Below are 25,287 nucleotides of genomic sequence, written 5' to 3' on the forward strand. Positions count from 1 at the left end.
GCCTCGACTCACCCAATACCCAATCGAACTTTGAATCGACATCAAAAGGAACGCGCCATGTCTATCCGTGAACTGCTGAACCCAACCAACTCCGCCCTGATCCTGATCGACCACCAGCCGCAAATGGCTTTCGGCGTGCAGTCGATCGACCGTCAGACCCTGAAGAACAACACCGTCGGCCTGGCCAAGGCTGCCAAGATCTTCAACGTGCCGACCATCTACACCTCGGTCGAAACCGAAAGCTTCAGCGGCTACATCTGGCCGGAGCTGCTGGCGGTACACCCTGAGCAGAAGCCGATCGAACGCACCTCGATGAACTCCTGGGAAGACAAGGCGCTGGTTGACGCAGTGAAGGCCACCGGGCGCAAGAAGCTGATCATCGCCGCGCTGTGGACCGAGGTCTGCCTGACCTTCCCGGCCCTGGAAGCCCTGGCGGAAGGCTACGAGGTGTACATCGTCACCGATGCTTCCGGCGGCACTACCAAGGAAGCCCACGACATGTCGGTACAGCGGATGATTCAGGCGGGCGCAGTACCGGTGACCTGGCAGCAAGTGCTGCTCGAATACCAGCGTGACTGGGCGCACAAAGACACGTATCAGGCGGTAATGGACCTGGTGCTGGAACACAGCGGCGCGTACGGCATGGGCGTCGATTACGCCTACACCATGGTGCACAAGGCACCGCAGCGGCAGGCCTGATAAATCGGCAGGACAAAAAAAGACGCAACTGGGTTGCGTCTTTTTTGTTGCGTTCAAGAAAGCCCTACATCAGATGTTTTTCAGCTTCTGGAATATGGCTCGCGCCAAGGACTGCCGGCAATATCCCGGAACGCAAATCCCCACCGCTCGGCTGCTGATACAGGCTCAGCCCGAACTCCGGCAGCACCGCCAGCAGGTAATCGAAAATATCCCCTTGGATCCGCTCGTAATCGGCCCACACCGTGGTGGTGGTAAAGCAGTAGATTTCCAGCGGAATGCCCTGGGCCGTGGTCTGCATCTGGCGGACCATGCAGGTCATGTTCGGCTGGATCTCCGGGTGGCTCTTCAGATAGGCCAGCGCGTAAGCGCGGAAGGTGCCGATGTTGGTCATGCGCCGGCGGTTGGCCGACATCGCCGCGACGTTGCCCTGCGCCTCATTCCAAGCTTTGAGCTCGGCTTTCTTGCGGCCCATGTAGGCGGTCAGCAGGTGCACCTGGGAGAGTTTTTCTTCTTCATCGTCGCGGATGAACCGCACACCGCTGGCGTCGATGAACAGGCTGCGCTTGATCCGCCGTCCGCCGGACTGCTGCATGCCGCGCCAGTTTCTGAACGACTCGGACATCAGGCGCCAGGTCGGGATCGAGACGATGGTCTTGTCGAAGTTCTGCACCTTGACCGTGTGCAGGGTGATGTCGACCACGTCGCCATCGGCGCCGACCTGCGGCATTTCGATCCAGTCGCCGACCCGCAGCATGTCGTTGCTGGTCAGCTGTACGCTGGCGACGAACGACAGCAGGGTGTCCTTATAGACCAACAGGATCACCGCCGACATCGCACCCAGACCGGACAGCAGCAACAGCGGCGAACGGTCGATCAGGGTGGCGACGATGATGATCGCGCCGAACACGTACAGAACCATTTTTGCCAGTTGCACATAACCCTTGATCGAGCGGGTGCGGGCGTGTTCGGTGCGGGCGTAGATGTCCAGCAGGGCATTGAGCAGGGCGCTGACCGACAGCAGCAGGAAAAGAATGGTGAACGCCAGCGCGACGTTGCCGAGGAACACCATGGCGGTCTTGCTCAGTTCCGGCACCAGATGCAGGCCGAACTGGATCACCAGCGACGGCGTCATCTGCGCCAGACGCTGAAACACCTTGTTATGCCGAAAGTCATTGATCCAGTGCAGCGCGGGCTGGCGACCGAGCATGCGACTGGCATGCAGGATCAGGTAGCGCGCCACTCGTCCGAGGACCAGCGCGATCACCAGCAGCAGGAGCAAAGCCAGGCCGGCGTGCAGGAGCGGGTGCTGTTCGAGGGTACCCCAGAGGTCTTGGGCGTTGAGCCAGAGCTGTTTGAAATCCATGAGAGAGACGATTCTTCTGTAAGACGCGACGGGCGATTAGAGCATTTAAGACGCTGTGTATTACCGTTGGAGACAAATCGAGCAACAAAAAAGCCACTGATTACGGCGTATTTCATAAAGAAACTCGGCCTGAGCGCTCGAAACCGGTAACCTATGCAGCTGATTTTTTGCATATCTTCGAGGTAGCACCCGTGTTTTCCCAATTCGCCCTGCACGAACGCCTGCTCAAAGCCGTGGCCGAGCTGAAATTTGTCGAGCCAACGCCTGTGCAAGCCGCGGCCATTCCGCTGGCGCTTCAGGGGCGTGACCTGCGGGTGACGGCGCAAACCGGTAGCGGCAAGACCGCCGCTTTCGTCCTGCCGATCCTCAACCGCCTGATCGGCCCGGCCAAGATCCGCGTCAGCATCAAGACCCTGATCCTGCTGCCGACCCGCGAGCTGGCCCAGCAGACCCTGAAGGAAGTCGAGCGCTTTTCGCAGTTCACTTTCATCAAGTCCGGCCTGATCACCGGCGGTGAAGACTTCAAGGTCCAGGCTGCCATGCTGCGCAAGGTGCCGGACATCCTGATCGGCACCCCGGGCCGGATGATCGAGCAACTGAACGCTGGCAACCTCGACCTCAAAGAAGTCGAAGTGCTGGTGCTCGACGAAGCCGACCGCATGCTCGACATGGGTTTTGCCGAAGACGTGCAGCGTCTGGTCGACGAATGCCCGAACCGTCAGCAGACCATGCTGTTCTCCGCCACCACCGGCGGTTCCGGCCTGCGCGAGATGATCGCCAAGGTGCTGAACAACCCTGAGCACCTGCAGCTCAACGCGGTCAGCCAGCTGAACGACACCACCCGTCAGCAGATCATCACCGCCGACCACAACCAGCACAAAGAACAGATTGTGAACTGGCTGCTGGCCAACGAGACCTACCAGAAGGCCATCGTCTTCACCAACACCCGGGCCATGGCCGACCGCATCTACGGTCGCCTCGTCGCCCAGGAATACAAGGCGTTCGTGCTGCACGGCGAGAAAGACCAGAAGGATCGCAAGCTGGCGATCGACCGTCTGAAGCAGGGCGGCGTGAAGATCCTGGTGGCTACCGACGTGGCGGCCCGTGGTCTGGACGTTGACGGCCTGGATCTGGTGATCAACTTCGACATGCCACGCAGCGGCGACGAATACGTGCACCGCATCGGTCGTACCGGCCGTGCAGGCAACGACGGTCTGGCGATCTCGCTGATCTGCCACGGCGACTGGAACCTGATGTCGAGCATCGAGCGCTATCTGAAGCAGAGCTTCGAGCGCCGTACCATCAAGGAAGTCAAGGGCACCTACGGCGGACCGAAAAAGGTCAAGGCCTCGGGCAAGGCCGTCGGCGTGAAGAAGAAAAAGACCGACGCCAAGGGCGACAAGAAGAAAACCGCCGCCAAGACCCCGACCAAGCGCAAGAACGCTAATCGTCCGAAACCAGACTCTCTGGTGAGCAGCGATGGCATGGCTCCGCTCAAGCGCCGCAAGCCGGAAGCGCCGGCGGCTGAGTAAGTCGTTTCAGGCAGGCAAAGAAAAACCCGGACATGGTCCGGGTTTTTTTATCGCCAGGGTTTATCAACTGCCCAGCAGGCCAGTGGTGTCGGCATCAAAGCGCCGCTTGGCCTGATCGGCTATCGGTTTGAGCTGCGCGAGCAGGGCTGCCTCGCTGTACAGCCCGGGCAGCGCCGACTCCTTGGGCGTCGGCTCGATCGGGATCAGCACATCTTCACCCGCCGCGTGCAGCCAGATCGCCACAAGGTGCAGCGCAGAAACAAACAACATCCGCAGTTCAACGGTTTTGCCCTTCAGCTGCGGCGATTGCTCGGCCAGTTTCAGCGCATCGACCGTGGCGCTCGCCAGATTGCCGTGGTTCAACGAGGCAAACTCGACGTGACCGCGTACTTCGGCCAATTGCGCATCGGCAATCGATACCCCGCCGGAAAACACCAGGTAATGCCAGTCACCCACTCGGGCGTTTTTCAGGCCTTTGCCCTGGTTCAGGTCGTCGAGACTGAGCGAGTAGCCGCGATAGGCCTCGCTGAGGCTGATCCCGGCGGGCGCTGCACTGCCGAACTGGCGATTGACGCCAAAACCCTGGGTCTGCAACGCGGCCTGCAGGGCCGGACGCAAGGTCTGTACGCCGTTGGAAGGCGCTTTTGGATAAGTCAGTTTCATGATGCCGCCCCCTGGTTTTTCGCCGTGAAGTAAGTGTGAGTCCAGTTGCCGCCGCCATTGTAGGAACCGGGGAAGGCACTCAGCGCGCGGGTCGAATAGCCGTAGATCGAATCCGCAACCAGCACGTAATTGCCGTTAGTGCCGTAGATCGCCAGAAAGTGCGCACCGCCGCCGTACCAGGCGCAACGCAGGCCGATCGGGCGGCCCATGTTGATCTGGTTCTGGATGGCCGACATTTGCAGCGAGCCCGAATTCATGCCGTTGAAACTGCGGGTGATCTTCAGCGCGACGTCCAGATAGCCGTAGACGTTGCACGGCCCCGGTTGATTGCAGCAATTGCGATCCAGCGCGGCGCTGGCAACGGCGCATTGGGTCCAGGACCCGGTGCCGTAGTAATTGCCGACCGAGGCGGAAGCCGCAGCCCAGCACCAGTTGGTCTGTGTCTGTTGCTGCATGGTGAAGTTCAGGCTGGCGGCCGCCAAGGCACGGTTTTGTACAGCCGCTTCGACCTCGACCAGTTGCGGGTCGAGCAGATGGCCGATCAGACATTCGGGCAGGGTGTTGCCAGTGAATGCCGTTGTTTCAGTGGTTAACATTTTTCAATCCTCCATGAATGAAAACAAACGTTCCGCGTTTGCGGGATAACGCTATTGCCGAGTGATCGGTGTTCAAGGGTTGCCATCTCCGATGGCCGGTTCCGATCAGGCTCGGGGTAACCCTAGGTGTGAATATGCATTTGTGCAAATAACAAAATGCACTAATGCAAATTTCCGGACAAAAGAAAGCAGGCTCTGGTATCGATCCAGCCTGATAGATGCCAAAGCCTGCCGTTGTCTGAGCGAGTGTTATCCCTCGGTTTTCTTCTCGGCCGAACCCAGTTCCTTCAAGCGCTGATCGATCAACTGGCATTTGTCCGGGAGGTCGGCGGAGGCAGTGCCCAGGTCCATTTTCTGCAACTCGGCGTTGATCTCCTTGGCCTTTGTCGGGTTTTGCTCTGTGAGCTTCGCGACTTCCTTGGCCAGTTGCTCGCGTTTGGCGGTGGCTTCCTCCGGCGTACAGGCCCAGACGGGCAGGGCGCAGGCGAGCGTGGCAGCGAGGGTGAGCTTGAGCAGGGTTTTCATGGGGGCAGGCCTCAGTTCCGGTTAAGGCGGGTTAACCGGTTGAGGGCTGTGCCCGGTGAAAAGTTCAGAGGTTTGCTGCGAAAACAGCCTCAAATCGTCTGACTAACGAGTCGCCATTTACGCCAAAAAATCATCATCGTCGCGCAAAGCTTCGTTCTAGAGCGGTTGTCGAAAATGCTGCGTAACGGGTTGTTGACGTCAGAATGATGGCAACCTACCATCAGGCTGTCACATTGATATCAGTGTGTGGTTTCGAGGGATCGAACAGACTTTTCGCGGCGGGTTTCGCGATCGTTACGCAACGCTTGGGCAGTTCTCACTCAAACGCGCCTGCATCCCCTTATTCAGTTTCGCACTCTGCCGGCGCTGGTGTTTTCGCCGGGTAGGGACCGCTTTGCCTGTCGATTTTGCCGATCAACTTGCTGCCTGTAATGAGACCTACAACATGGACGTTCGCCCTTGCGCCTTTGCCGTAATTGAATCTTGTGCTGCCACTGAGACCCGAGAGCGTTTCTGGGGCATGCCCAAGCGCGGACTGGCGTTTTTGCTGGCCAACGTCATGTTCTGGCAGCCGATGTGGGCCCAGGCCGACGGCATCGTTGTGGCCAACCCTGGCACCACTCTCGATCGCGCCGGCAATGGGGTGCAGATCATCAACATCGCCACGCCCAATGGCAGCGGTCTGTCGCACAACCAGTTCCATGAGTACAACGTCGGCGCGCAGGGCGTCATCCTCAACAACGGCTCCAACCAGGCTACGTCCACCCAGCTGGGCGGGTATGTCATCGACAACCCGCACCTGAAGAACAGCGGTTCGGCGCAGGCGATTCTCAACGAAGTCATCGGTGGCAGCCCGAGCCAATTGCGCGGTTACACCGAAGTGGCGGGGCAGTCGGCGCGAGTGATCGTCGCCAACCCGTACGGCATCAGTTGCAACGGTTGCGGTTTCATCAACACGCCCCGCGTCACCCTCACCACCGGCAAACCGGTGCTCGATGGCAGCGGTCGCCTGGACCGTTTCCAGGTCGATCAGGGCAGCGTCGCCATCGAAGGCGCCGGGCTTAACGCAACCAATGTCGACCGCTTCGAAATCATCACCCGCAGCGCGAAGATCAACGCCGAGATCCAGGCGAAAAACCTGACCATCGTTGCCGGGCGCAATGACGTCAACGCCGAATCGCTCAACGCGACGGCCCGCGCCGACGACGGCAGCGTCAAGCCGCAACTGGCCATCGACTCTTCGGCGCTGGGCGGCATGTACGCCGGTGCGATCAAACTGGTCGGCACCGAAGCCGGGGTCGGGGTGAAGCTCGACGGCAAACTGATCGCCAGCGGCGGCGACATCCAGCTCGACGCCAACGGCCAGTTGAGCCTGGCCGAGACCTCGGCCACCGGCGCGGTCAACGTCAAGGCCGCCAGCCTGGAGACCCGCTCGGCGGTCTACGCCGGCACGTCGCTGAACGTACAGACTCAGGGCGACCTGACCAACCGGCAGACCCTCGCGGCGCGGGACAGCATCAGTCTCAGTGCGGGTGGTCAATTGACCAACGCCGGGGCCATTGAAGCCGGGGTCAACGCTGACGGCGGTCGTAATGCCAATGGTGATCTGAGCCTGAGTGCGCAAAATATCGACAACCGTGGCAAGAGCCTGGTGGCCAGCCGCAATCTGGCGGTGAATGCCGCGCAGGTGCTGAGTAACCAGGGCGGCACGCTGAGCGCTGCGCAGATCGCAAGCATCGTTGCAGGGACGCTGGACAACCAGAATGACGGGCGTGTACTGAGCAGCGGCGCATTGAACGTGACGGCCACTCAAGTGCTCAACACCCGGGGTGCGATCAACGGCAAGGGCAGCGTCACGGCCACAATCGCTCAGTTGAACAACAGCGGGGGCGAACTTTCCAGCACTGGCCTCACTCGCCTGAACGGGACGTCGGTCAGCAACCTTGGCGGCCAGATTCTGGGGGACCTGGGGCTCAGCATTGATCTCGGTGCTGCACTGGACAACCGCGACGGATTGCTTGGCTCCGGTGTCGCCCTCGATCTGAAGGCCGGCAGTCTCGATAACCGTGACGCCGGGGTCGTGGTCAGTGATGGTGGGCTTGTGGTGCAGGTCAGCGGTCTGCTCGACAACCGCAACAAGGGCGAAATCACGGCCAGAGGTGCCATCGATGTGCGAGCCGGTCATCTCGACAACCGCGACGGAAAAGTCATCGGCAAGGACACGCTGGCACTGCGCAATGAAACGGCAGACAACCGTGGCGGGGTGATTCAGGCTGACCGCCAGTTGAACCTGAATGTCGATCGCCTGGATAACCGTGACAAGGGACGCATCACCGGCAAGGCGGGTGTGGCTTATGAGGGCGTGCGACTGGACAACGGCTCAGGCCTGATCAGCGCGGTCGGTCCGATCCGTCTCAAGGTCGATGAAGTGCAAAACGCGGCCGGACGCATCTCCAGCCAGAGCGATCTGAACGCCACCGTGAAAGTGTTGCAACAGCAGGGCGGCGCACTGGTCGCACAGGGCGATCTGAGCCTGACGGGCACTTCGCTTGATAATCGCCAGGGCGGACTGGTGGGGACCACCAGAAACCTGACGTTGAATGTGGATGACATCGACAACCGTGCCGGCGAACTCTCTGGCAGTGTCTCGGTGAACCTCAATGGGCAGAAGCTGGACAACAGCGACGGCGGCAAGATTCTGGCGGGGACAGATCTGGGGCTGGTGGTCGCCAACCTGATCAACCGGAATACCGGGCTGATCCACGCCAAGGGCGCAGCCACGCTGACCGGCCAGACACTCGACAACAGTGGCGGCGTCTTCGACAGTCTGGGTGCGCTGGTCATCACGCTTGACGATGCTTTGCTCAACGTTCGGGGGGTGATCAACAGTGATGGCAGCCTGACTGTCAACGCCGGCCGTATCGACAACACTGACGCGAGTCTGGGCAGTGCGAAGACACTGTCATTGACCAGCCTTGGCACGATCGTCAACCAGGGCGGATCCATCAGCACGGACGACACGCTGTCCCTCAACAGCGCCAGCCTCGACAACAGTCACAGCGGTCTGATTTCCGGCAAGGGCAACAGCCGGATCGACAGCGGCGATGTCGACAACAGCCAGGGCGGGCGCCTGATCAGCGCCGGCTCGCTGAATTTCACGGCGGGGCAGGTCAACAACACTGCCGGTCGTATCGCCAGTCAGCAAGCCATGAACCTGTCGGTGACCGGGCTTGATCAGCAGGGCGGTGAACTGTTCAGCAAGACCAGCCTGACCCTGGACCTGAACAATGGCCGGTTGAACAACCGCAACGGTTTGATCAACGCACCTGGCGCACTGTTGCTGAAGAACCTCAACGACGTTGACAACCGCGGCGGTGAAATCTCCAGCCAGCAGGCTTTCGACCTGGTTGCCCGTGACCTGGACAACAGCGAAGGCAAGCTCTTGAGTCAGCAAGCGTTGTTGCTGCGCATCGAGAAAGCGTTGAGCAACGTCAAGGGGGTGATTTCGGCTGCCTCGCTGGACTCACGCAGTGACACCGTGGACAACGGCCAGGGCCTGATCAGCAGCCATGACCGGCTCGAACTGATTGTCGACAAAAAACTGGACAATCAGGGTGGCACGTTGATCGCCGACGGCGCCGTGTTGCTGAAGGCGGACCACTTGGACAATCGTGGCGCCAATTTGGCGGGCAAGGCGGACGCGACCATTGTCGTCAGGCAAATCGATAACCGCGAAGGAAAACTGATCGCCACCGGCGCACTCGACCTGACGGCCAGCACACTGGACAACCGTCAAAACGGTTTGCTGGGAGCCACACGGGCGGTGTCTCTGAACGTTGGGGAACTTGATAACCGTGGAGGCGAAATCACCACCGGTGCTGCCTTGTCGATTACCGGTCAAACGCTCGATAACAGCTACAACGGCCGCGTCTTCGCCGCAGAGACCACGACACTCACAGTCGACCGGCTACTGAACCTCGAAGAGGGTCTGATCAGCACCAATGGCCTGTTAAGCCTGAACGCAAACACGCTGGACAACAGTGGAGGTTCTCTGCTTAGCCAACAGGGCATGGCGCTGAAACTCAGTGGCGCATTCGCAAACCATCAAGGCCGGGTCGGTAGCGAAGGAGGGTTGACGGTCAAGACGGCACAATTGACCAATACCGAAGGCCGGTTGTCGAGTGCGGCGGATCTGCTTATCGACAGCACGGGCGGCATCGATAATCAGAGCGGCAGCCTGGTCACCGACGGTGCGCTGACGCTGACCGGCACGCGTCTGGACAACAGCCGGCAAGGCGTGATCAGTGCCAAAGGCGCGGTGCTGGTCACCACCGGAGCATTCGATAACAGCCAGTCGGGCCAGCTCAACAGCGCTGAGTCCTTGACGCTCACGGCAGGCCAGGTCAACAACGGTTCCGGTGGACGAATCGGTAGTGAAGGGGTGTTGACCGCGTCGGTCACCGGGCTTGAGCAACGGGGTGGTCAACTGTTCAGCAAAGGCATCTTGAGCCTGGACATGAACAACGGTCAGTTGAACAACCAGAACGGTCTGATCAATTCCCCCGGTACGTTGTTACTCAAACAACTCGGCGGCGTGAATAACCAGGGAGGGGAAATCTCCAGCGGCCAGGTGTTCACGTTCGCGGCGCAGAGCCTGGACAACAGCGGTGGCAAATTGCTGAGCAATCAGGGGCTGACATTGCGGATCGCCGAGGCCCTGAACAATCTCGACAAAGGGCTGATCGCCGCCACTTCGCTCGACGTACGCGCCGCCAGCCTGAACAACAGCGCCGGCAGCCTGTCCAGCCAGCAAGGGCTGGTGCTGACCGTAGAAGGCTTGCTGCGCAACGATGCTGCAGGATTGATCAATGCCGGGGACGCGCTGGATATTCGCAGCACCGACCTGAACAACCAGGGCGGCATGCTGTTGGGAGCCAGCGCTGTCACTCTCAATGCGATGGCCCTGAACAACCGTGACAAAGGCTTGATCAACAGTCAGGGCAGGCTGACGCTGACGGCCGCCGGGCTTGACTCCAGCAACGGTGGTGAAGTGTCCGCCAAGGGCGATATCGATCTGCACCTGACCTCATTGACACAACAGGGCGGTCGACTTTCAGGTGAAAGCGCCGTCACTCTGGACCTTGCCGGCGGTGACCTGGATAACCGCGCAGGCTTGCTCGGCGCGAAGGGGCCGCTGACGATAAAGCGTCTGCGCGATCTCGATAATCGCCAGGGCGAGATTTCCAGCAACCTGGGTTTCGACATCAATGCCCGAATGCTGAATAACACCAATGGCAGAGTGATCAGTAGCCAGAACCTGCAGGTGGTCGGGACCACGCTCGTCAATCAGAAGGGCCTGTTATCGGGCTGGAAGGGGCTGACGGTCACCGGCGACAGCCTGGATAACCGCGACAGCGGCACGCTGTCCAGCCGCCAGGGTGACGTGAATGTCGACCTCCAGAACGACCTGATCAACAGCGGGTCCGGTGCCCTGGTCGCTCAGGGCATCCTGAACGTCAAGGCGGGCCAACTGGACAACAGTGACAAAGGCATCCTCAGCAGCGCAGCGGATCAGCGCCTGATACTCAAGGGGGCGCTCAACAACAGTCAGGGTGGCTTGATCGACAGTGGTGCCGGGCTGGTGCTCCAGAGTATGGCGTTGTCTAACGTCGCCGGTACGATCAACGCGCAGCAGTCTTTCAATGCCAATGTGTCACATCTTGATAACCAGGCAGGTCAGATTGCCAGTAATGGCGCGATCAACCTCGACCTGCTCGGGTACTTGAACAACGACGGCGGCAAACTGGCCGCGACGGGGCCGGTGGTCATCAAAGGGGTGACCAATTTCACCAACCGCAACGGTCAATTCGTCAGCCAGAAAGGACTGGATCTTTCGACCGGTTCTCTGGACAACAGCAATCGGGGCACCCTCGCGGCCAGTGAAGACTTGTTGATCACCGCCAGCGGCGCAGTACTCAATAATGCCGACGGTCTGATCTACAGCCAGAACGCCGGCCTGCTGCTCAAGGCTGCCAGCCTGTCCAACGCCAAAGGGGCGATCCAGAGTCAGAACGGTCTGTCGCTGGACGTCAGTGGCAACCTCGACAATCAGAGTGGCCGGGTCATCGCCGAGACGGGCGCTGTCAGCGTCAATGCCGCGAACATCGATAACCGGGGCGGCGTACTGTCGAGTCTCAAGGGCCTGCTTGAAGCCCGCACGGTCGGTGTGCTGCGCAATGGCTATGACCTCAACAACAATCTTCAGGGCGGCATCATCCAGGCGCAGGGGCTGACACTTTCGGCGCTGGCCGGGGTGGACAACAACCGCGGGCGCATTTCGGCCCGGACATCTGACGCCAGCATCAGCACCGCTGCGCTGGACAATCGCAATGGCGGCCTGTTCGCCGGGAGCCTGCTCAGCGTGACGGGCACCCGACTGGACAACGGCAGCGGGCAAGTCGCGGGCAATCGTATCCATCTCGATCTGGGCAGTGATTTGAATAATCGGGCCGGTGTCATCGAAAGTGACACCACGTTGTCGATCAAGGCCAGCGGTCTGGATAACCAGTCCGGCAAGCTCCGGTCACTGGGCAGTGCCGGCAAAACGGATTTCAGGATCGGCGGCCTGCTGGATAACCGCAATGGTGCACTTGAGACCGGCAATGCCGACCTGACCCTGGCCGTTGGCAGCTTCCTCAACAACGGCGGGCAATTGCTGCATCTGGGAGAAGGTGTCTTCGACATTTCGACAGCCAATGTGACCGGTGCCGGTGGCAGTATCGTCACGCGCGGGGGACTCACCCTCAACGCGGACACCTGGAGCAACTCCAGCGTGATTCAGGCAGGACGCTTGAACGTCAACGTCAACAATTTCAGCCAGACGGCCGGTGGTCAATTGTTGGCTTCCCGTCATTTGCAGGGGCGGGGTGGCAACTGGAACAACGACGGTCTGATCGCCAGTGACGGCAGCCTGGACCTGCAAGTGGGCGGCAGTTATGGCGGGAACGGTCGGGTGTCGAGCCTCGGCGATCTGACGCTCGGGGCCGGGCAACTGACGATCAATGAAGGTGCCAGTGTGGCCGGTGGAGGCATGACCCGACTCAATGTCGCTGGACAGCTGAACAACCTGGGTCGTCTGACCTCCGCCGACGGGCTTGAAATCAGAGCGGCGGCGGTGAACAACCTGGGTACGCTGGCCAGCGCGAAAAATCTGTTGATCAACGCGCAGACCCTCACCAACAACCGCATTCGCGCCAATCAGGGGGCGTTGCTGTTCAGTGGTGGCCACATGAATATGCAGGTCGGCTCGCTCACCAACACCTACAGCGACATCTACAGCCTGGGCGACATCAACGTGCTGGGCTACAACGGCGCCGACAGGGCCGGTCGGGTAGATAACCTTTCCGGCCGAATCGAGTCCACCGGCGATATGTCGCTCAAATCGACGGTCGTGAACAACAAGATGGAAAACTTCAGCGTCACGACCACCGAAGGCGATTCTTCATCCATTGGCGTGCGTTGCTACAACTGTGATTCAGCCAGGCCCAAGCACATCGAAGATGTCGACTCGCACCTGGTGTGGCAACAGAGCTTCAATGTGAGCGTCTCTGGTGACGCCGACGCATCAAGCATCACCGCCGGACGCAATCTGAGCGTCACGGGCTCGGAGTTCGTCAACTCCAACTCCACCGTCTCGGCCTCGTCCGATATCACGATCAACGTCGACACCTTCAATAACTCCGGCAGTTCGCTGGGCAGTTATTCGGTACTCAAGTACATCGCCAACAAGTCGCCTTCAGACGCGCTGTGGAACCAGATCGTCGACTACAACGTTCACAACGATGCCGGCTACAACAAGGACATTCGTTTCTGGACGGCCGGCGGTGCCGAGTCCCGGGAAAAATCATGGATCAAGAACAATCCCCATGTCGCCGAGACCCGGTACCAATACATCGGCACCTACGAGGTCAACGCCTGGGGCGGGAATGATATTGCTTTTGGCGCGTCCCAATACGCGTCGGGCGTGCGTACCCAGGCCCCGGCCGAAATTGTCAACGCGACACCTTTCCAGACGATCATCACTGAATCCGCCGGGAAAACCTTCGTACCCGCCATCATCCAGGCCGGTGGCAGTGTGGTGGTCAATGCAACCAACACCCTCACCAACGGCGAGCTGCGTTCCTTCAGCGCTGTGGCGGCCGGTCCGGGCAGAAACGCCGATACGCGTTCCGGTGGCGGCGCCAAACCGACGGTGATCAGCCTCAACCGGCAACTGCCTCCAGATCTGGCGCAACAACAGGTCAACCCGCTGGCATTGCCGGGCTTTGAATTGCCGGGTGGACAGAACGGACTGTTCCGCCTCAGCGGCCAGGGCGCCAGTTCCGGGGGGACAACCTTGCCGGTAGGTGCCTCGCCGACCTGGACCATGGGCGGAGCGTCGATTCCCCCGACCCAGCGTCAATCCGAACTGCCGACCACTGGCGGCCGGACCCTGCAAGTCGGTGGCGTGCAGACGGTAACCGCCTCCGATCGCCAACTGACCATGACGGATCGCCCGGACAGCGGCGTGGCGGCAGACCGCCGCGACATCAATACATCCATTGTCGTCGATGCCGGTGCTCAGGGTGGGGCACCCAACGCAAGAACCAATGGTTTCGGCGGGCAGTCCCTTGCCAGGGTTCAGGGGCTGCCCAGTACCCAGGCACCTTCCAATGCGCACAAGTATCTGATCGAAACCAATCCGGTACTGACGGAGCTGAAGCCGTTCATGAGTTCCGACTACCTGTTGGGCAAACTGGGCTATGACCCTGACCAGAGCGCCAAGCGCCTGGGTGACGGTTTGTATGAACAGCGGTTGATCCAGCAAGCCGTGGTGGCCCGTACCGGGCAGCGATACATCGATGGCCAGAACTCGGACGAAAGCATGTTCCGATACTTGATGGACAACGCCATCAGCAGCAAGGAACAACTCAATCTGTCGGTGGGTGTGACACTGACCGCCGAGCAGGTCGCGGCCCTGACCCACGACATTGTCTGGCTCGAAGAGTACGAAGTGAACGGTGAGAAAGTGCTGGTGCCAGTACTTTATCTGGCTCAGGCCGACAACCGCCTGGCGCCTGACGGATCGCTGATCCAGGGAACCAACGTCAAGCTGATAGCCGGCCAGGACCTGCAGAACGCCGGCACCCTGCGGGCCAGCAACAACCTGACGGCGGCGGCCGGGAACAATCTGGTCAATAGCGGGCTGATCGAAGCCGGCAACCGTCTCGACCTGCTGGCCGGCAACACCATCGTCAACAAATCCGGAGGCATCATCAGCGGGCGCGATGTGAACCTGGTGGCGGTCAAGGGCGACATCATCAACGAGCGGACAGTGACCAGCAGCGGCTTCGCGTCTCAAGGCTATTCACAGCAGCGCGAGTACCTCGACAGTGCGTCGCGTATCGAGGCCGCCAATGACCTGAAAGCCAGCGCCGGACGTGATTTCATCAGTTCCGGCAGCGCACTGGTCAGCGGTCGCGACACGGTCATCGAAGCGGGCCGCGATGCAAGCATCGTCTCGGCGCAAAGCAACAACTCGGCGTTTACCGGTGCCACCACCAGCAGCGTTCACCAGGTCGGTTCGACTGCAGCGGCCGGTCGGGACTTCACCGTCAATGCCGGTCGGGATCTGTCGGTGATTGGCAGTCAGATCAGCGCCCAGCGCGATATCGGCATGAGCGCCGACCGTGATCTGTTGATCGCGTCGGCCGAAGAGGAATCCCACTCGTACTACAAATCGAAAAAGGTCACCGCGCAGGAAGACCATATCGATCAGATTGCCAGTTCGATCAGTGCTGGTGGCAAGGCCGGATTCACTTCGGGCAAAGACCTGACCGTGGTGTCGAGCCGGATCACCGCAGGCGACGAAGCCTATCTTTTCGCCGGCAACGACATCAACGTGCTGGCTGCCGAGGATTATGACTATTCGCTGTACGACAAAAAGAAAAAAGGCAGCCTGGGACGAAAGGAAACCCGGCGTGACGAGGTGACTAAGGTCACCCACATCGGCAGTGAAATCAGCAGCGGCGGCGATCTGACAATCGCCAGTGGCGGTGATCAGCTTTATCAGGCGGCCAACCTGAAGGCTGGCAAGGATCTGACCATCAACAGCGGTGGTGACGTGATTTTTGAAAGTGTCACCGACCTGAAAAAGGAGAGCCACGAGAAAAGTAAAAGCAGCCTGGCCTGGACGTCGGCCAAAGGCGCCGGGCAGACCGACGAAACCATTCGCCAAAGTCATCTGTTGGCGGCCGGTGACATCGTTATCAAGGCGGCTGGCGACATTCGTATTGACGTCAAGGAAGTCAACCAGAAAACCGTGGCCGACAGCATCGATGCGATGGTCAAGGCTGACCCGCAACTGGCATGGCTCAAGGACATGCAGAACCGCGGCGACATCGACTGGCGCATGATCAAGGAAGTGCATGACCAGTGGGACTACAAAAGTTCCGGTATGGGCATGGGCGCCGCGATTGCCGTGGCGATCATAGTTACGGTGTTGACGGCGGGAGCTGCGAGTGCGGCAGTCGGCGGCACTTTGGCATCCGGAACCGGCTCGACCTTCGCGGCAGCGACAGCGACCACCGCTGCTGGCGTTGGCAACGTTGCCTTGACTGCGGTCATCACATCAATGGCCAGTACGGCGGCGGTCAGCGCCATCAACAACAAGGGCAATCTCGCTGACACACTCAAAGACGTGCTCTCGGAAGAAAACATCAAGAGTTATGTGACGGCGGCGATCATTGCCGGAGCTGGCTCCTATACCGGCACTTGGGGCAAAGAGGTCGGGCCGCAGGGCAACCTGATCACTCAGAATGTCACCGAGCGACTGAAGGCTTACGCAGTCAATACCACACTCAAGGGGTTGCTGACCGGCGACGGCAGTGACAAGTCCTGGCTGACCATCGCCGGCACGGGTGCGTTGGCGGAGATCTATGCGTACTGGACCGGACGCGGGCCTGATATTCGGCCGGGTGAAGACCGCGCGGGTGGCCCGAAATTCGTAGAACTCGAGGATGGACTGGTGCCACGGGAATGGATCAATGGCGAATGGGTAGAGGGCAAGAACATTGGTCTTAATGCCAGTTGTGAATCGTTGCTGGCGGTCTGCCACGGCACGCTTATCAGCAATATTGCCAACTCGGTACCAGGCATGAACGCCTTTGCCACGTTACATGACACCTGGATGGATAAGTTGATCATTGCCAAAGGTGGTGTGGACATGACGCTGTTTGAAAACCTCGGCACCATGCCACCGGCGTTGGTCGTCAACTACGGGGCGCTGTATGACAAATACCGGCCGCTGATCGAACAGACCAAGAAGGAAGCACGGCAATGACCACCCGGTGGGTAAACCGCTGTATTACGCCGAACGTGCGCCGTCCAGCGCTTTGCCCCCGGGGCGAGTGAATTCGTCTGACGGTATCTGAGTGGCGATTCATTCCCCGTGACAGCACGTGGAGTGAGTCGACCCCTCGTACTTGTCATGATGGCGCACCCACTCCATGATCTCGTCCTCATTGCGGCCCTTGGGCGTGAGGTCGAGGTAATTGTAGGCACCGACCAGCAAGTCCAGGCCTCGCGCGTAGGTTGAGTAAGTGTGGAAAATCTCGCCGTTGTCGGCGCGATAAAACACGCTCAGCCCCGGCATTTCTTCCTCGACGCTGTCGGTCTTTTCGTAGTTGTACGTAGCCTTGCCAGCTTCGACATCCTCAGCACGGGCGCACACGCCGAAGTCGTAGTTGAAATCGCAACCGTCCGACGACACCCAGTCGAATGCCCAGCCCATCCGCCGCTTGAAGGCCTGGAATTCGGCGAACGGTGCGTGGGACACCGCCACCAGCGCAATGTCGTGATGGGCCAGGTGCAGGTTGGCGCCGTCGATGTGGTCGCTGAGGAATGAACAACCCGGGCAACCTTCCTCCCAGCCCTTGGCGAACATGAAGTGGTAAACGACGAGTTGGCTGTGCTTGCCGAACAGGTCGGCGAGTTTCAATTCGCCGTTCGGCCCCATGAAGCGGTAATCCTTGTCGATCTTTACCCATGGCAGGGCGCGGCGTTTGGCGCTGAGGCGGTCGCGTTCTTTGGTGAAGGCCTTTTCATCGGCCAGATGCTGCTTGCGGGCGGCGAGCCATTCTTCGCGCGACACCACCGGATGATTCTCAACGTTCATGATGATTTCTCCTGCGGGGGTTGAAACCGTCTGTCTCAGACTAGTCGTTCAACCACCCGGGAAATCGACAGACCGCCGGTCGGTCGGGGCGCCGAATAATCCTGAACGGTGGCGCAACGCTCCGGTCACAACCTGTGAACGCGCCAAAAAATCACGCGCACCGGAGGTTGAATCAGGATGACGACTTATAACTGGGATTTGATTGAACGCCTGCTGCATGAAGTGCAGAACGGCGCGGGCCACAGCTTTGCGCCACGGTCTTTCGCCGAAGACTATGCGGCGGAAAAAGCGGCGGCGGGCGAGCCGATCGAGAATCTGGATCACCTGAAAACGCTCGCCTGCGACTATGAGCAATTGTTGCTGTTGCGCGGTTACATCCAGCCCCGTGGCGAAGACGAGGGCAGCACTGGCAACAACTTCAGCCTGACCCCGCGCGGTTCCAGTCTGTTGAGCCTGATCGACAGCAGCATTCCCGGCAATGATCATCCGCGCGAAGTGCTGGATGATCAGGAAGACGCGCTGGATGAGCTGACGTTCGATGAGGTAGCTTCCAAAGCGCAGATCGCCTGAGGTTTGCACAAAAAAATGTGGGAGCGAACGTGCTCGCTCCCACATGGGTTTCGCAGTGGTCTCAGCTTTTTTGTGCGGCCTTCAGGCACTTCAAATCATTGAAGTCCTTGCGCACTCCCTCGATCTTTTTCAACAGGCGCTGGCGCTGCTGCGGCGTACTGTCGGCCATCAGATCGACGAACAGCGAACGGGCCTGCGCCTCCGTATTGGCGTAGGCCTTTTGGTAATCCGCTGTCCATAACCGCTCGCGATTGACCAGAAGCGTCTCGATCCGTTGTGGGAATTCGGGACTGTTGCGTTGCGCCACCGCCGCGCTGAACTGCTTTTGCCAGTGGGCGCGGTTGGCGATCCACTGGGTGTTCTGATCACCCAGGGCGGTCGACCAGGCCATCACCCGCTGTTCCTGCTTGGCGCTCAACGGGCCGAGCCAGTCGTTGAGACGCTTGTCCATGCGCGCGCCACGTTCGGCAATCTGCTGTGACAGCGGAGGCTTGAGGTATTCCTGCTGACGCTTTTGCAAATCCTTGGCAAAGGCGTCGTTCATTTCAGCAACCTGCCGATCATCCAGCCCTTGCAGCAATTCAATCGCCGACGGAGTGATCTCCCGAGCGGTTTCGGCGATCGCCTGCTTGGCTTCTGCGGTGCGGGCCTGGAGCGCGGCGTCGGTGACCTGATTGGTCTCCACCATGGTTTGCAGGCGATCGAGCCAGTCGAGATAACCCGGCAGTTGCGTGGTGCAGTGCCAGCTCAGGTGTTCCCTGAGGCGTTCGTTGAACCAGCCTTTCTGCTCGCCGTTCATGTCCAGGTAGTCGCTGAGCGTCCACGGAATGATCACGTCGAGATTGCGATAGGCCAGGCCGACACGGCTGCAGGCGCCGAGGGCGAGGGTCAGGATCAGTAGAACGGCGAGGCGTTGGAACCAGCTAGACATGGGCGAGTCCTTGCGAAAGCCAGCCTTGAGGGTCTGATGCTCATGTGAACGCAGGATGGCCCCGGCAGTTCAGCCAATCAATAGAACGCGCGTTCGGCCTTGAGCGTGACCAGCCCGTCGCACTGACTGTTATGCCCGGAATAGGCTGAGCAATCGCTGCCGCTGAGGCTCGAATTGCTGTAGATCAGGTCGAGGTCGATGCCCATGAACGGCCGGGAAAATTTCACCGACCAATCGGTAAAACTGCTGACATAACCCCCGTCTACCGAGACCGGCGTATTGAGCTGATGGGTGGTGTATTTCATGCTGATCCCGATGCCGAACGGCTGATTGCCGCCCAGGTCGGCAAACAGGGTGTTGTTCTGTTTATCCGGGTCGTTGCTCAGGGCGATGCCGATCCGGCTGCCGAGCAAGGTCAGGCCACCGAACAGTTCCTGGCTGTCGAGGGTGTCGACCTTGGGATAGCTGTAATGGATCATCCCGACTTCGTAGCCGAGGGTCTGATCGAAAGGTTGTTTAAAGCCGACGTAGGAATCGATTTCGAGATTCTTCCCCGGCGTGAGGCCCATGCTCGGTGCGTACTGACCGACATACAGGCCGCTGTCGTGGCTCAGGTCCAGGCCGCCGTGGAACGAGCCGACCGCCGAAGGCTTGACCAGCCCCTGGGCCATGCTGCGGCTGGGCGTGGTGCCGAGCTTGAGGTCGAAGTCACCGAGCTCACGCTGGAAAATCTGCGCGTGCGCCACCGGGCTCGCCAGCAGGCCTACAAGCAATAAACAGGAAGATTTGAGCATGCGTCACTCCTTGAGCAGCGAGCGCAGGTGCGACAAACCTGCTGAAACGCTTGATCCAGACGCGTGCAAGGATACCGGCGAATGATCGGCATCGAGAGCCGTTCGTCGATTTTTGCAGTTTTGAATGTTTGATTAAACGTAAGAGAGGTCTTGCGAGGGATCCGGTCCAGACGCTTCGAAGCTCAAAGCGCCTTTGGACAGGTGTGCTGCGGGGTGTTACTTCTTGCCCAGGCTGATCTGCTTGGACGGGCCGAACGTCTGGCCGCTGACGCCCTTGGCAATTTGCTGGATCTCGCCGCCGGACTTGAGGAATGCCGCGATCTGATCGTTGATCGATTCGCTGGTTTCAACGGCTGGAGCTGGCTTTGCTTTGCTGGTGGATGCTTTTACACGCATGGCGGCCATTAACCTGTAGAAAAGTAACTCGGCCAGGCATCGTACAGGAATAACTTGACAATTGCTTGGTAAATATCCCTCGGAATAACCCAGCGTGCAGGTGGATTATTCTCGATTAATTATTCGAAATATCCCGCTAACCTGCTGTTTTAAATAACAACATTTATTCGATTTGAGGATGCTGGCCGGCCTCGGGATCGGGCAAAAGCCGTCACGCTGGCCTGACGAGTGGCGCGCGTGCGGCGCGAAATCCAGGAAAATCAAGGCCTCCCGCAGATTTTCACTCGGCCGTCCGATCTGGCGACCGACGAACCCGGCAAAACCGGGTAGAATGCCGCCCACGCAATGAGGGTATTGGAAATGGCTTTAGTCGGGCGTTACAACAGTTTGCAAGTGGTTAAACACACTAACTTCGGTTTATATCTGGACGGCGGTGCCGACGGCGAAATTCTTTTGCCCAACCGTTATATTCCTAAAGATATTCCCAGCGAAGATGAAGACTGGCTCAATGTTTTCATTTATCTGGACAGTGACGACAAACTTATTGCCACCACTGAAAAACCAAAAGTTCAGGTAGGTGAATTTGCCAGTTTGAAAGTTGTTGAAGTCAACAGCATCGGCGTGTTCCTCGACTGGGGCCTGCCGAAGGATCTGCTGCTGCCTTACTCCGAAGAAAAACGCCAGATGACCGCCGGCGAGTACTGCGTGGTGCATGTCTACCTCGACAAGCACACCCGCCGCATCACCGCGACCGCGCGCCTGGATCGTTATCTGGACAAGACCCCGGCCAACTACAGCGTGGGCCAGGAAGTTGATCTGCTGGTGGCCGAATCCACCGACATGGGTTTCAAGGCCGTCATCAACAACAAGCACTGGGGTCTGATTCACAAGAATGAAATCTTCAAGTTCATGCGTTCCGGCATGCGCGAGAAAGGCTTCATCAAGGAAGTGCGCGCCGACGGCAAGATCAGCCTGAGCCTGCAACCGGTGGGGCAGGAAGCAGCCAGCAGCCTGAACTCGAAGATACTCTCCAAGTTGCGCGAAAACGATGGCACTCTGGCCGTCAGCGACAAGAGCGACCCGGCGCTGATCAGCAGCCTGTTCGGTGTCAGCAAGGGCAACTTCAAGAAGGCCATCGGTTCGTTGTACAAGGAAGGCAAGATCGTCATTCATGCCGATCGCATTGAACTAACCTGAGCCTGACGTGGCCCATGTTGCATGGGCTTACTTGAGGTCGGGCAGATGAAAAAAGCACTGATTGCCTACGTCGCCACGCTGCTGACGTTTCTTCTGCTCGACGGCGTCTGGCTTGGCGTGCTGATGGCGCCGACCTATCGCGAACTGCTCGGTTCGCTGATGCTCGAAAAACCGTTGCTGGTGCCAGCAGCGGTTTTTTATTGCCTGTATGTTTTCGGCTGTGTGGTGTTCGTGGTGTTGCCGTCGCTGACCTGGCAACGCGCCGCCCGGATGGGAGCGCTGCTCGGGCTGGTCGCTTATGGCACCTATGACCTGACCAACTGGGCGACATTGCGCGGCTGGTCGACGCAGGTGTCGCTGATGGATTGGGCTTGGGGGACGTTCGCCACGGCGCTGGCCTGTACGGTCGGATTTGTTGTGGCCAGCCGGTTTGGCAGATCAGCTCGTTGATCTTGGTCGCCTGACCTGACGCCATCGCTGGCTTGCCAGCGATTGACGGCGCAGTCGTCAGCCATTCTCCGCTGACGTTGCAGGAGCATGAAATGTCTTTTCCAGACGGCTTTTTCTGGCTGACTGGTTAATAATCCACTCACTACTTTTCGCCCCGGACAAAGAGCCGGGGCTTTGTTTGACCATTGGAAAAACTGCCATGTTGTGTGTGTTAGAGGTGTCGAGGTGAGCGTCAGTCGGCGCAGTGCCGACGGGTTTGCCCTGCAAGTGATGATCGGCCTGTGCCTGATCTGGGGCGTGCAGCAGGTGATGATCAAATGGGCGGCGACCGACATTGCGCCGGTGATGCAGGCGGCGGGGCGGTCGGGGATTTCGGCGCTGCTGGTAGGACTGCTGATCTGCTGGAAGGGTGGTTGGGATCAGGTTGGCAACACTTGGCGCGGCGGCTTGCTGGCCGGTGCCTTGTTCGGGCTCGAATTCCTGTTCATCTCCGAAGGCTTGCAGTTGACCACGGCGGCGCACATGTCGGTGTTCCTCTACACCGCGCCGATCTTCACCGCGCTGGGCGTGCATTTTCTGTTGCCGAGCGAGCGCCTACGACCGGTGCAATGGGTTGGGATCTTCCTCGCATTTGTCGGGATTGCCATTGCGTTTGCCGGCGGCGTGTCGTGGGACAACCTCGACCGCCGGATGTTGATGGGCGATGCCCTCGGCGTGCTGGCCGGTGCCAGTTGGGGCGCGACCACCGTGGTGGTGCGCGCCTCGCGCCTGTCCGAGGCGCCGGTGACCCTGACCCTGTTCTATCAACTGATCGTCGGTTTCATCGGCCTGTTGCTGATCGCGCTGCTCAGCGGCCAGATCACCCACGTCAGCCTGACCGTCGTGGCCGTGGGCAGTGTGCTGTTCCAGGGGCTGGTGGTGTCGTTCTTCAGTTACCTGACCTGGTTCTGGCTGCTGCGCCGTTATCTGGCGGCCAACCTCGCGGTGTTTTCCTTCATGACACCGTTGTTCGGCGTCACGTTCGGCGTGGTGCTGCTCGGCGAAGAACTGAGCCTGAACTTCATCATCGGCGCCGTGCTGGTGTTGCTCGGCATCACCTTCGTCAGCGCGGAACAGTGGGTGCGTCGGCGTTTGCGCAAAGCCCTCGGTCAGCCGTAACCGATTTGCAGGCCAGACCGCCGGCAATCAGCAGGCCGCTGCCGGCAATCACCAGCGCCGGTTGCAGGCCGCCGCTGAAATGGCTGCTGACCGCCGCCAGCAACGGCCCGCTGAGTTGACCGACGGCGAAGCACGCGGTGAGCAGGCCGGCGTTGCGCTGGGTGGCGTGGGGCGCCAGTTCCCGGGAGCGTTGCATCACCAGTTGCATGCAGGCCAGGAACGGCGTGCCGCACAGGACCACGCCCAATGCCAGACCGAGGCCGCTGCCCAACAGGCAAGCGAACACCCCGGCAGCCTGCAGCCACAACGTCGCCATCAACCAGTGCCGGGTGGTTTGCGGATCGTGCCGACGCAAACTTACCAGCAAAACGCCAATTGCGGCACCGAGGCCAAAGCACGGCCAGAACAGATCGGCCTGCCACTGCCCGTGAAATTGCGCGTTGGCCATCTGTGACAGAAACGTGGCCGGGATGATGTAGCCCACGCCATACAAGGCATACACCGCCGCCAAGCGCCCAATGCCACGATTTGATGAACTCACGGCAGCCGGCACGACCGGCACACCGCCGCCCGGTTGCGGCAGGATCCGCACGATTCCCAGCAACATCACCAGCGCCACGGCGGCATAGATCAGCCACAGAGTCGCGGAAGTCTGCTGCGCCAGATGTGAGAACAGCGCCAGCAATCCCGTCAGAAAAATCCCCAGCCCCGGCCCGGCAAAGACCAGCGCGCCCAATCGCGGACGACCCGCCGCCGCAGCCAGCGGCTGACTCAACGCAGTAATCATCACCAGCACCCAGGCACTCGCCACACCGGTACCGAAGCGCAGCAACAAATGCGACCAGAAACCGTTGGCCCAGAACGATGCCAGCGTCAGCAACACACACAACCACAGACCGCCGTGCAGGCGCCGCTGCACTTGATCCGGCCGGCGGGAAAACATCGCATCCACCGCGCCGAGCAGATAACCGAGGTAGTTGGCCGCCGCAATCAGACCGGCGGCAGTCAGGTCGATCTGGCCTTCGCTGAGCAGGTGCGGCAGTTGCGGGGTGAGGGCGAAACGCCCGATGCCCATGGCCATCATCAGGGCAATGAAACAGGCGGATAAGCGAATCAGCGGTGACATGGTCTGAATTCCGTTGCAGGTTCAATGACCGTCAGGCTAGGACTGATTGACTTTCTTTAAAATTGAATAATAGTGAGTAACTTGTTCTGTTCAGGAGAAAGGTTGTGGAGTTCAGCCAATTGCGGATCTTCCAGGCCGTGGCAGAGGAGGGCTCGATCACCCGCGCCGCCGAACGTTTGCACCGCGTGCCGTCGAACCTGTCGACCCGGCTCAAACAGCTGGAGGAGCAACTGGGTGTCGAACTGTTCGTCCGTGAGCGTCAGCGTTTGCAGTTGTCGCCTGCGGGAAAAGTCCTGCTGGACTACACCGGCAAACTGTTCGCCCTTCGCGATCAGGCGAGTGCAGTGGTGATGGGCGGGCAACCGGCGGGGGATTTCGTGCTCGGCACGCTGTACAGCACGGCGGCGATCCATTTGCCGGCGCTGCTGGCGCGCTATCACAAGCAATATCCGGCGGTGAATCTTCAGGTGCAGTCCGGGCCCAGCGGTGAATTGCTCGAAGGCCTGCTCACCGGGCGTCTCGACGCGGCGCTGGTGGACGGCCCGCCGCAATTGGCCGGGATCGACGGTGTGCCACTGTGCAACGAACGGCTGGTGCTGATCAGCGAGGCCGATCACCCGCCGATACGCAGCGCCAGGGATGTCGAAGGTCGGGCGGTATTCACCTTTCGCCATGGCTGCGCCTATCGTGCGCGGCTGGAAGCGTGGTTTGCCCACTATCAGGCGGCGATGGGGAGGGCGATGGAGATCGAGTCCTATCAGGGCATGCTTGCCTGCGTGATTGCCGGCAGTGGTGTGGCGCTGATGTCGGAGTCGATGCTCGCCAGCCTGCCGGGGCGCGAAAGCGTGGCGGTGCACCCGCTGGCCGAGCCTTTTGCCAGTGCGACAACATGGCTCATGTGGCGGCGGGGCATGGTCGGTGCCAACCTCAACGCATGGATCGAACAGCAGCAGACGCTCTATCCCGTGGCTGGCGAAGACGTGCGGGAAACGGCTTGAACGTACGGTCAGGGATTTGGATCAATTCAGTAACAGATCATTGCGGATTTGGCCGAGCATTGCGTAGGACTTCGG

Annotated in this window: 17 protein-coding genes; 8 read left to right on the forward strand and 9 right to left on the reverse strand. The window is 59.9% G+C overall.

The features are described from left to right. Window positions 1-57: 57 nt before the first annotated feature. Window positions 58-699 carry a hydrolase gene (locus tag ABFB52_RS08410; protein ID WP_007956548.1) on the forward strand — a complete coding sequence of 214 codons (642 nt, stop codon included), beginning with the start codon at window positions 58-60 and terminating at the stop codon, window positions 697-699. Between the two features lie 64 nt (window positions 700-763). Here the strand turns inward: ABFB52_RS08410 and ABFB52_RS08415 are convergent, their stop codons facing one another. Continuing rightward, window positions 764-2,062, reverse strand: coding sequence for a mechanosensitive ion channel family protein (locus ABFB52_RS08415; RefSeq protein WP_085747182.1), 1,299 nt, complete (start codon window positions 2,060-2,062; stop codon window positions 764-766). A 191-nt stretch (window positions 2,063-2,253) separates the two neighbouring features. Between ABFB52_RS08415 and ABFB52_RS08420 the strand changes: the two genes are divergently transcribed. Continuing rightward, window positions 2,254-3,594 (forward strand): DEAD/DEAH box helicase, encoded by a 1,341-nt coding sequence (locus tag ABFB52_RS08420; protein ID WP_102685998.1) that lies wholly within the window; start codon window positions 2,254-2,256, stop codon window positions 3,592-3,594. 63 nt (window positions 3,595-3,657) lie between these two features. On the opposite strand, the gene ABFB52_RS08425 is transcribed toward ABFB52_RS08420, so the two are convergent. From ABFB52_RS08425 to ABFB52_RS08435, 3 genes are all read right to left on the reverse strand, one after another. Further along, window positions 3,658-4,257 carry a hypothetical protein gene (locus ABFB52_RS08425; RefSeq protein ID WP_129972831.1) on the reverse strand — a complete coding sequence of 200 codons (600 nt, stop codon included), beginning with the start codon at window positions 4,255-4,257 and terminating at the stop codon, window positions 3,658-3,660. Then, entirely contained in the window at window positions 4,254-4,853 is a 600-nt protein-coding gene (locus ABFB52_RS08430; RefSeq protein ID WP_108560165.1) for a papain-like cysteine protease family protein, read from the reverse strand. The genes ABFB52_RS08425 and ABFB52_RS08430 overlap by 4 nt, the downstream gene beginning before the upstream one ends. A 249-nt stretch (window positions 4,854-5,102) precedes the next feature. Next, window positions 5,103-5,378 (reverse strand): hypothetical protein, encoded by a 276-nt coding sequence (locus ABFB52_RS08435; protein ID WP_007956561.1) that lies wholly within the window; start codon window positions 5,376-5,378, stop codon window positions 5,103-5,105. 520 nt (window positions 5,379-5,898) lie between these two features. Between ABFB52_RS08435 and ABFB52_RS08440 the strand changes: the two genes are divergently transcribed. Further along, entirely contained in the window at window positions 5,899-16,758 is a 10,860-nt protein-coding gene (locus ABFB52_RS08440) for a filamentous hemagglutinin N-terminal domain-containing protein (RefSeq protein WP_346836121.1), read from the forward strand. Between the two features lie 99 nt (window positions 16,759-16,857). Here the strand turns inward: ABFB52_RS08440 and ABFB52_RS08445 are convergent, their stop codons facing one another. Next, the gene (locus ABFB52_RS08445) at window positions 16,858-17,592 is read right to left on the reverse strand and encodes a thioredoxin family protein (protein WP_129974065.1); all 735 of its coding nucleotides are present in this window, start codon (window positions 17,590-17,592) and stop codon (window positions 16,858-16,860) included. 177 nt (window positions 17,593-17,769) lie between these two features. On the opposite strand from ABFB52_RS08445, the gene ABFB52_RS08450 reads away from it, so the two are divergent. Then, on the forward strand, window positions 17,770-18,162 hold the full coding sequence (locus ABFB52_RS08450; protein ID WP_007956567.1) for a hypothetical protein: 393 nt from the start codon (window positions 17,770-17,772) through the stop codon (window positions 18,160-18,162). Between the two features lie 61 nt (window positions 18,163-18,223). Here the strand turns inward: ABFB52_RS08450 and ABFB52_RS08455 are convergent, their stop codons facing one another. From ABFB52_RS08455 to ABFB52_RS08465, 3 genes are all read right to left on the reverse strand, one after another. After that, on the reverse strand, window positions 18,224-19,093 hold the full coding sequence (locus ABFB52_RS08455; RefSeq protein ID WP_085747176.1) for a DUF6279 family lipoprotein: 870 nt from the start codon (window positions 19,091-19,093) through the stop codon (window positions 18,224-18,226). A 77-nt stretch (window positions 19,094-19,170) separates the two neighbouring features. Further along, entirely contained in the window at window positions 19,171-19,887 is a 717-nt protein-coding gene (locus ABFB52_RS08460) for a TorF family putative porin (protein WP_085747175.1), read from the reverse strand. 216 nt (window positions 19,888-20,103) lie between these two features. After that, the gene (locus tag ABFB52_RS08465) at window positions 20,104-20,292 is read right to left on the reverse strand and encodes a hypothetical protein (RefSeq protein ID WP_016985943.1); all 189 of its coding nucleotides are present in this window, start codon (window positions 20,290-20,292) and stop codon (window positions 20,104-20,106) included. Window positions 20,293-20,643: 351 nt separating this feature from the next. On the opposite strand from ABFB52_RS08465, the gene ABFB52_RS08470 reads away from it, so the two are divergent. From ABFB52_RS08470 to ABFB52_RS08480, 3 genes are all read left to right on the forward strand, one after another. Further along, window positions 20,644-21,480 (forward strand): S1-like domain-containing RNA-binding protein, encoded by an 837-nt coding sequence (locus ABFB52_RS08470; protein ID WP_085747174.1) that lies wholly within the window; start codon window positions 20,644-20,646, stop codon window positions 21,478-21,480. A gap of 45 nt (window positions 21,481-21,525) precedes the next feature. Then, complete coding sequence (locus ABFB52_RS08475) at window positions 21,526-21,930, forward strand: DUF2177 family protein (protein ID WP_129974066.1); 405 nt, start codon at window positions 21,526-21,528, stop codon at window positions 21,928-21,930. A gap of 225 nt (window positions 21,931-22,155) precedes the next feature. After that, on the forward strand, window positions 22,156-23,088 hold the full coding sequence (locus ABFB52_RS08480) for a DMT family transporter (protein WP_129974067.1): 933 nt from the start codon (window positions 22,156-22,158) through the stop codon (window positions 23,086-23,088). Here ABFB52_RS08480 and ABFB52_RS08485 read toward each other — a convergent pair. After that, complete coding sequence (locus ABFB52_RS08485; RefSeq protein WP_102686004.1) at window positions 23,033-24,214, reverse strand: MFS transporter; 1,182 nt, start codon at window positions 24,212-24,214, stop codon at window positions 23,033-23,035. The genes ABFB52_RS08480 and ABFB52_RS08485 overlap by 56 nt on opposite strands. Before the next feature lie 104 nt (window positions 24,215-24,318). Here ABFB52_RS08485 and ABFB52_RS08490 point away from each other — a divergent pair, with 104 nt between their 5' ends. After that, window positions 24,319-25,212, forward strand: a complete 894-nt coding sequence (locus ABFB52_RS08490) for a LysR family transcriptional regulator (RefSeq protein ID WP_129974068.1) — start codon at window positions 24,319-24,321, stop codon at window positions 25,210-25,212. The last annotated feature ends 75 nt before the right edge of the window (window positions 25,213-25,287 follow it).

Source organism: Pseudomonas sp. 9.2(2024) (assembly GCF_039695385.1).
In the GTDB taxonomy this organism is placed as follows: domain Bacteria; phylum Pseudomonadota; class Gammaproteobacteria; order Pseudomonadales; family Pseudomonadaceae; genus Aquipseudomonas; species Aquipseudomonas paraglycinae.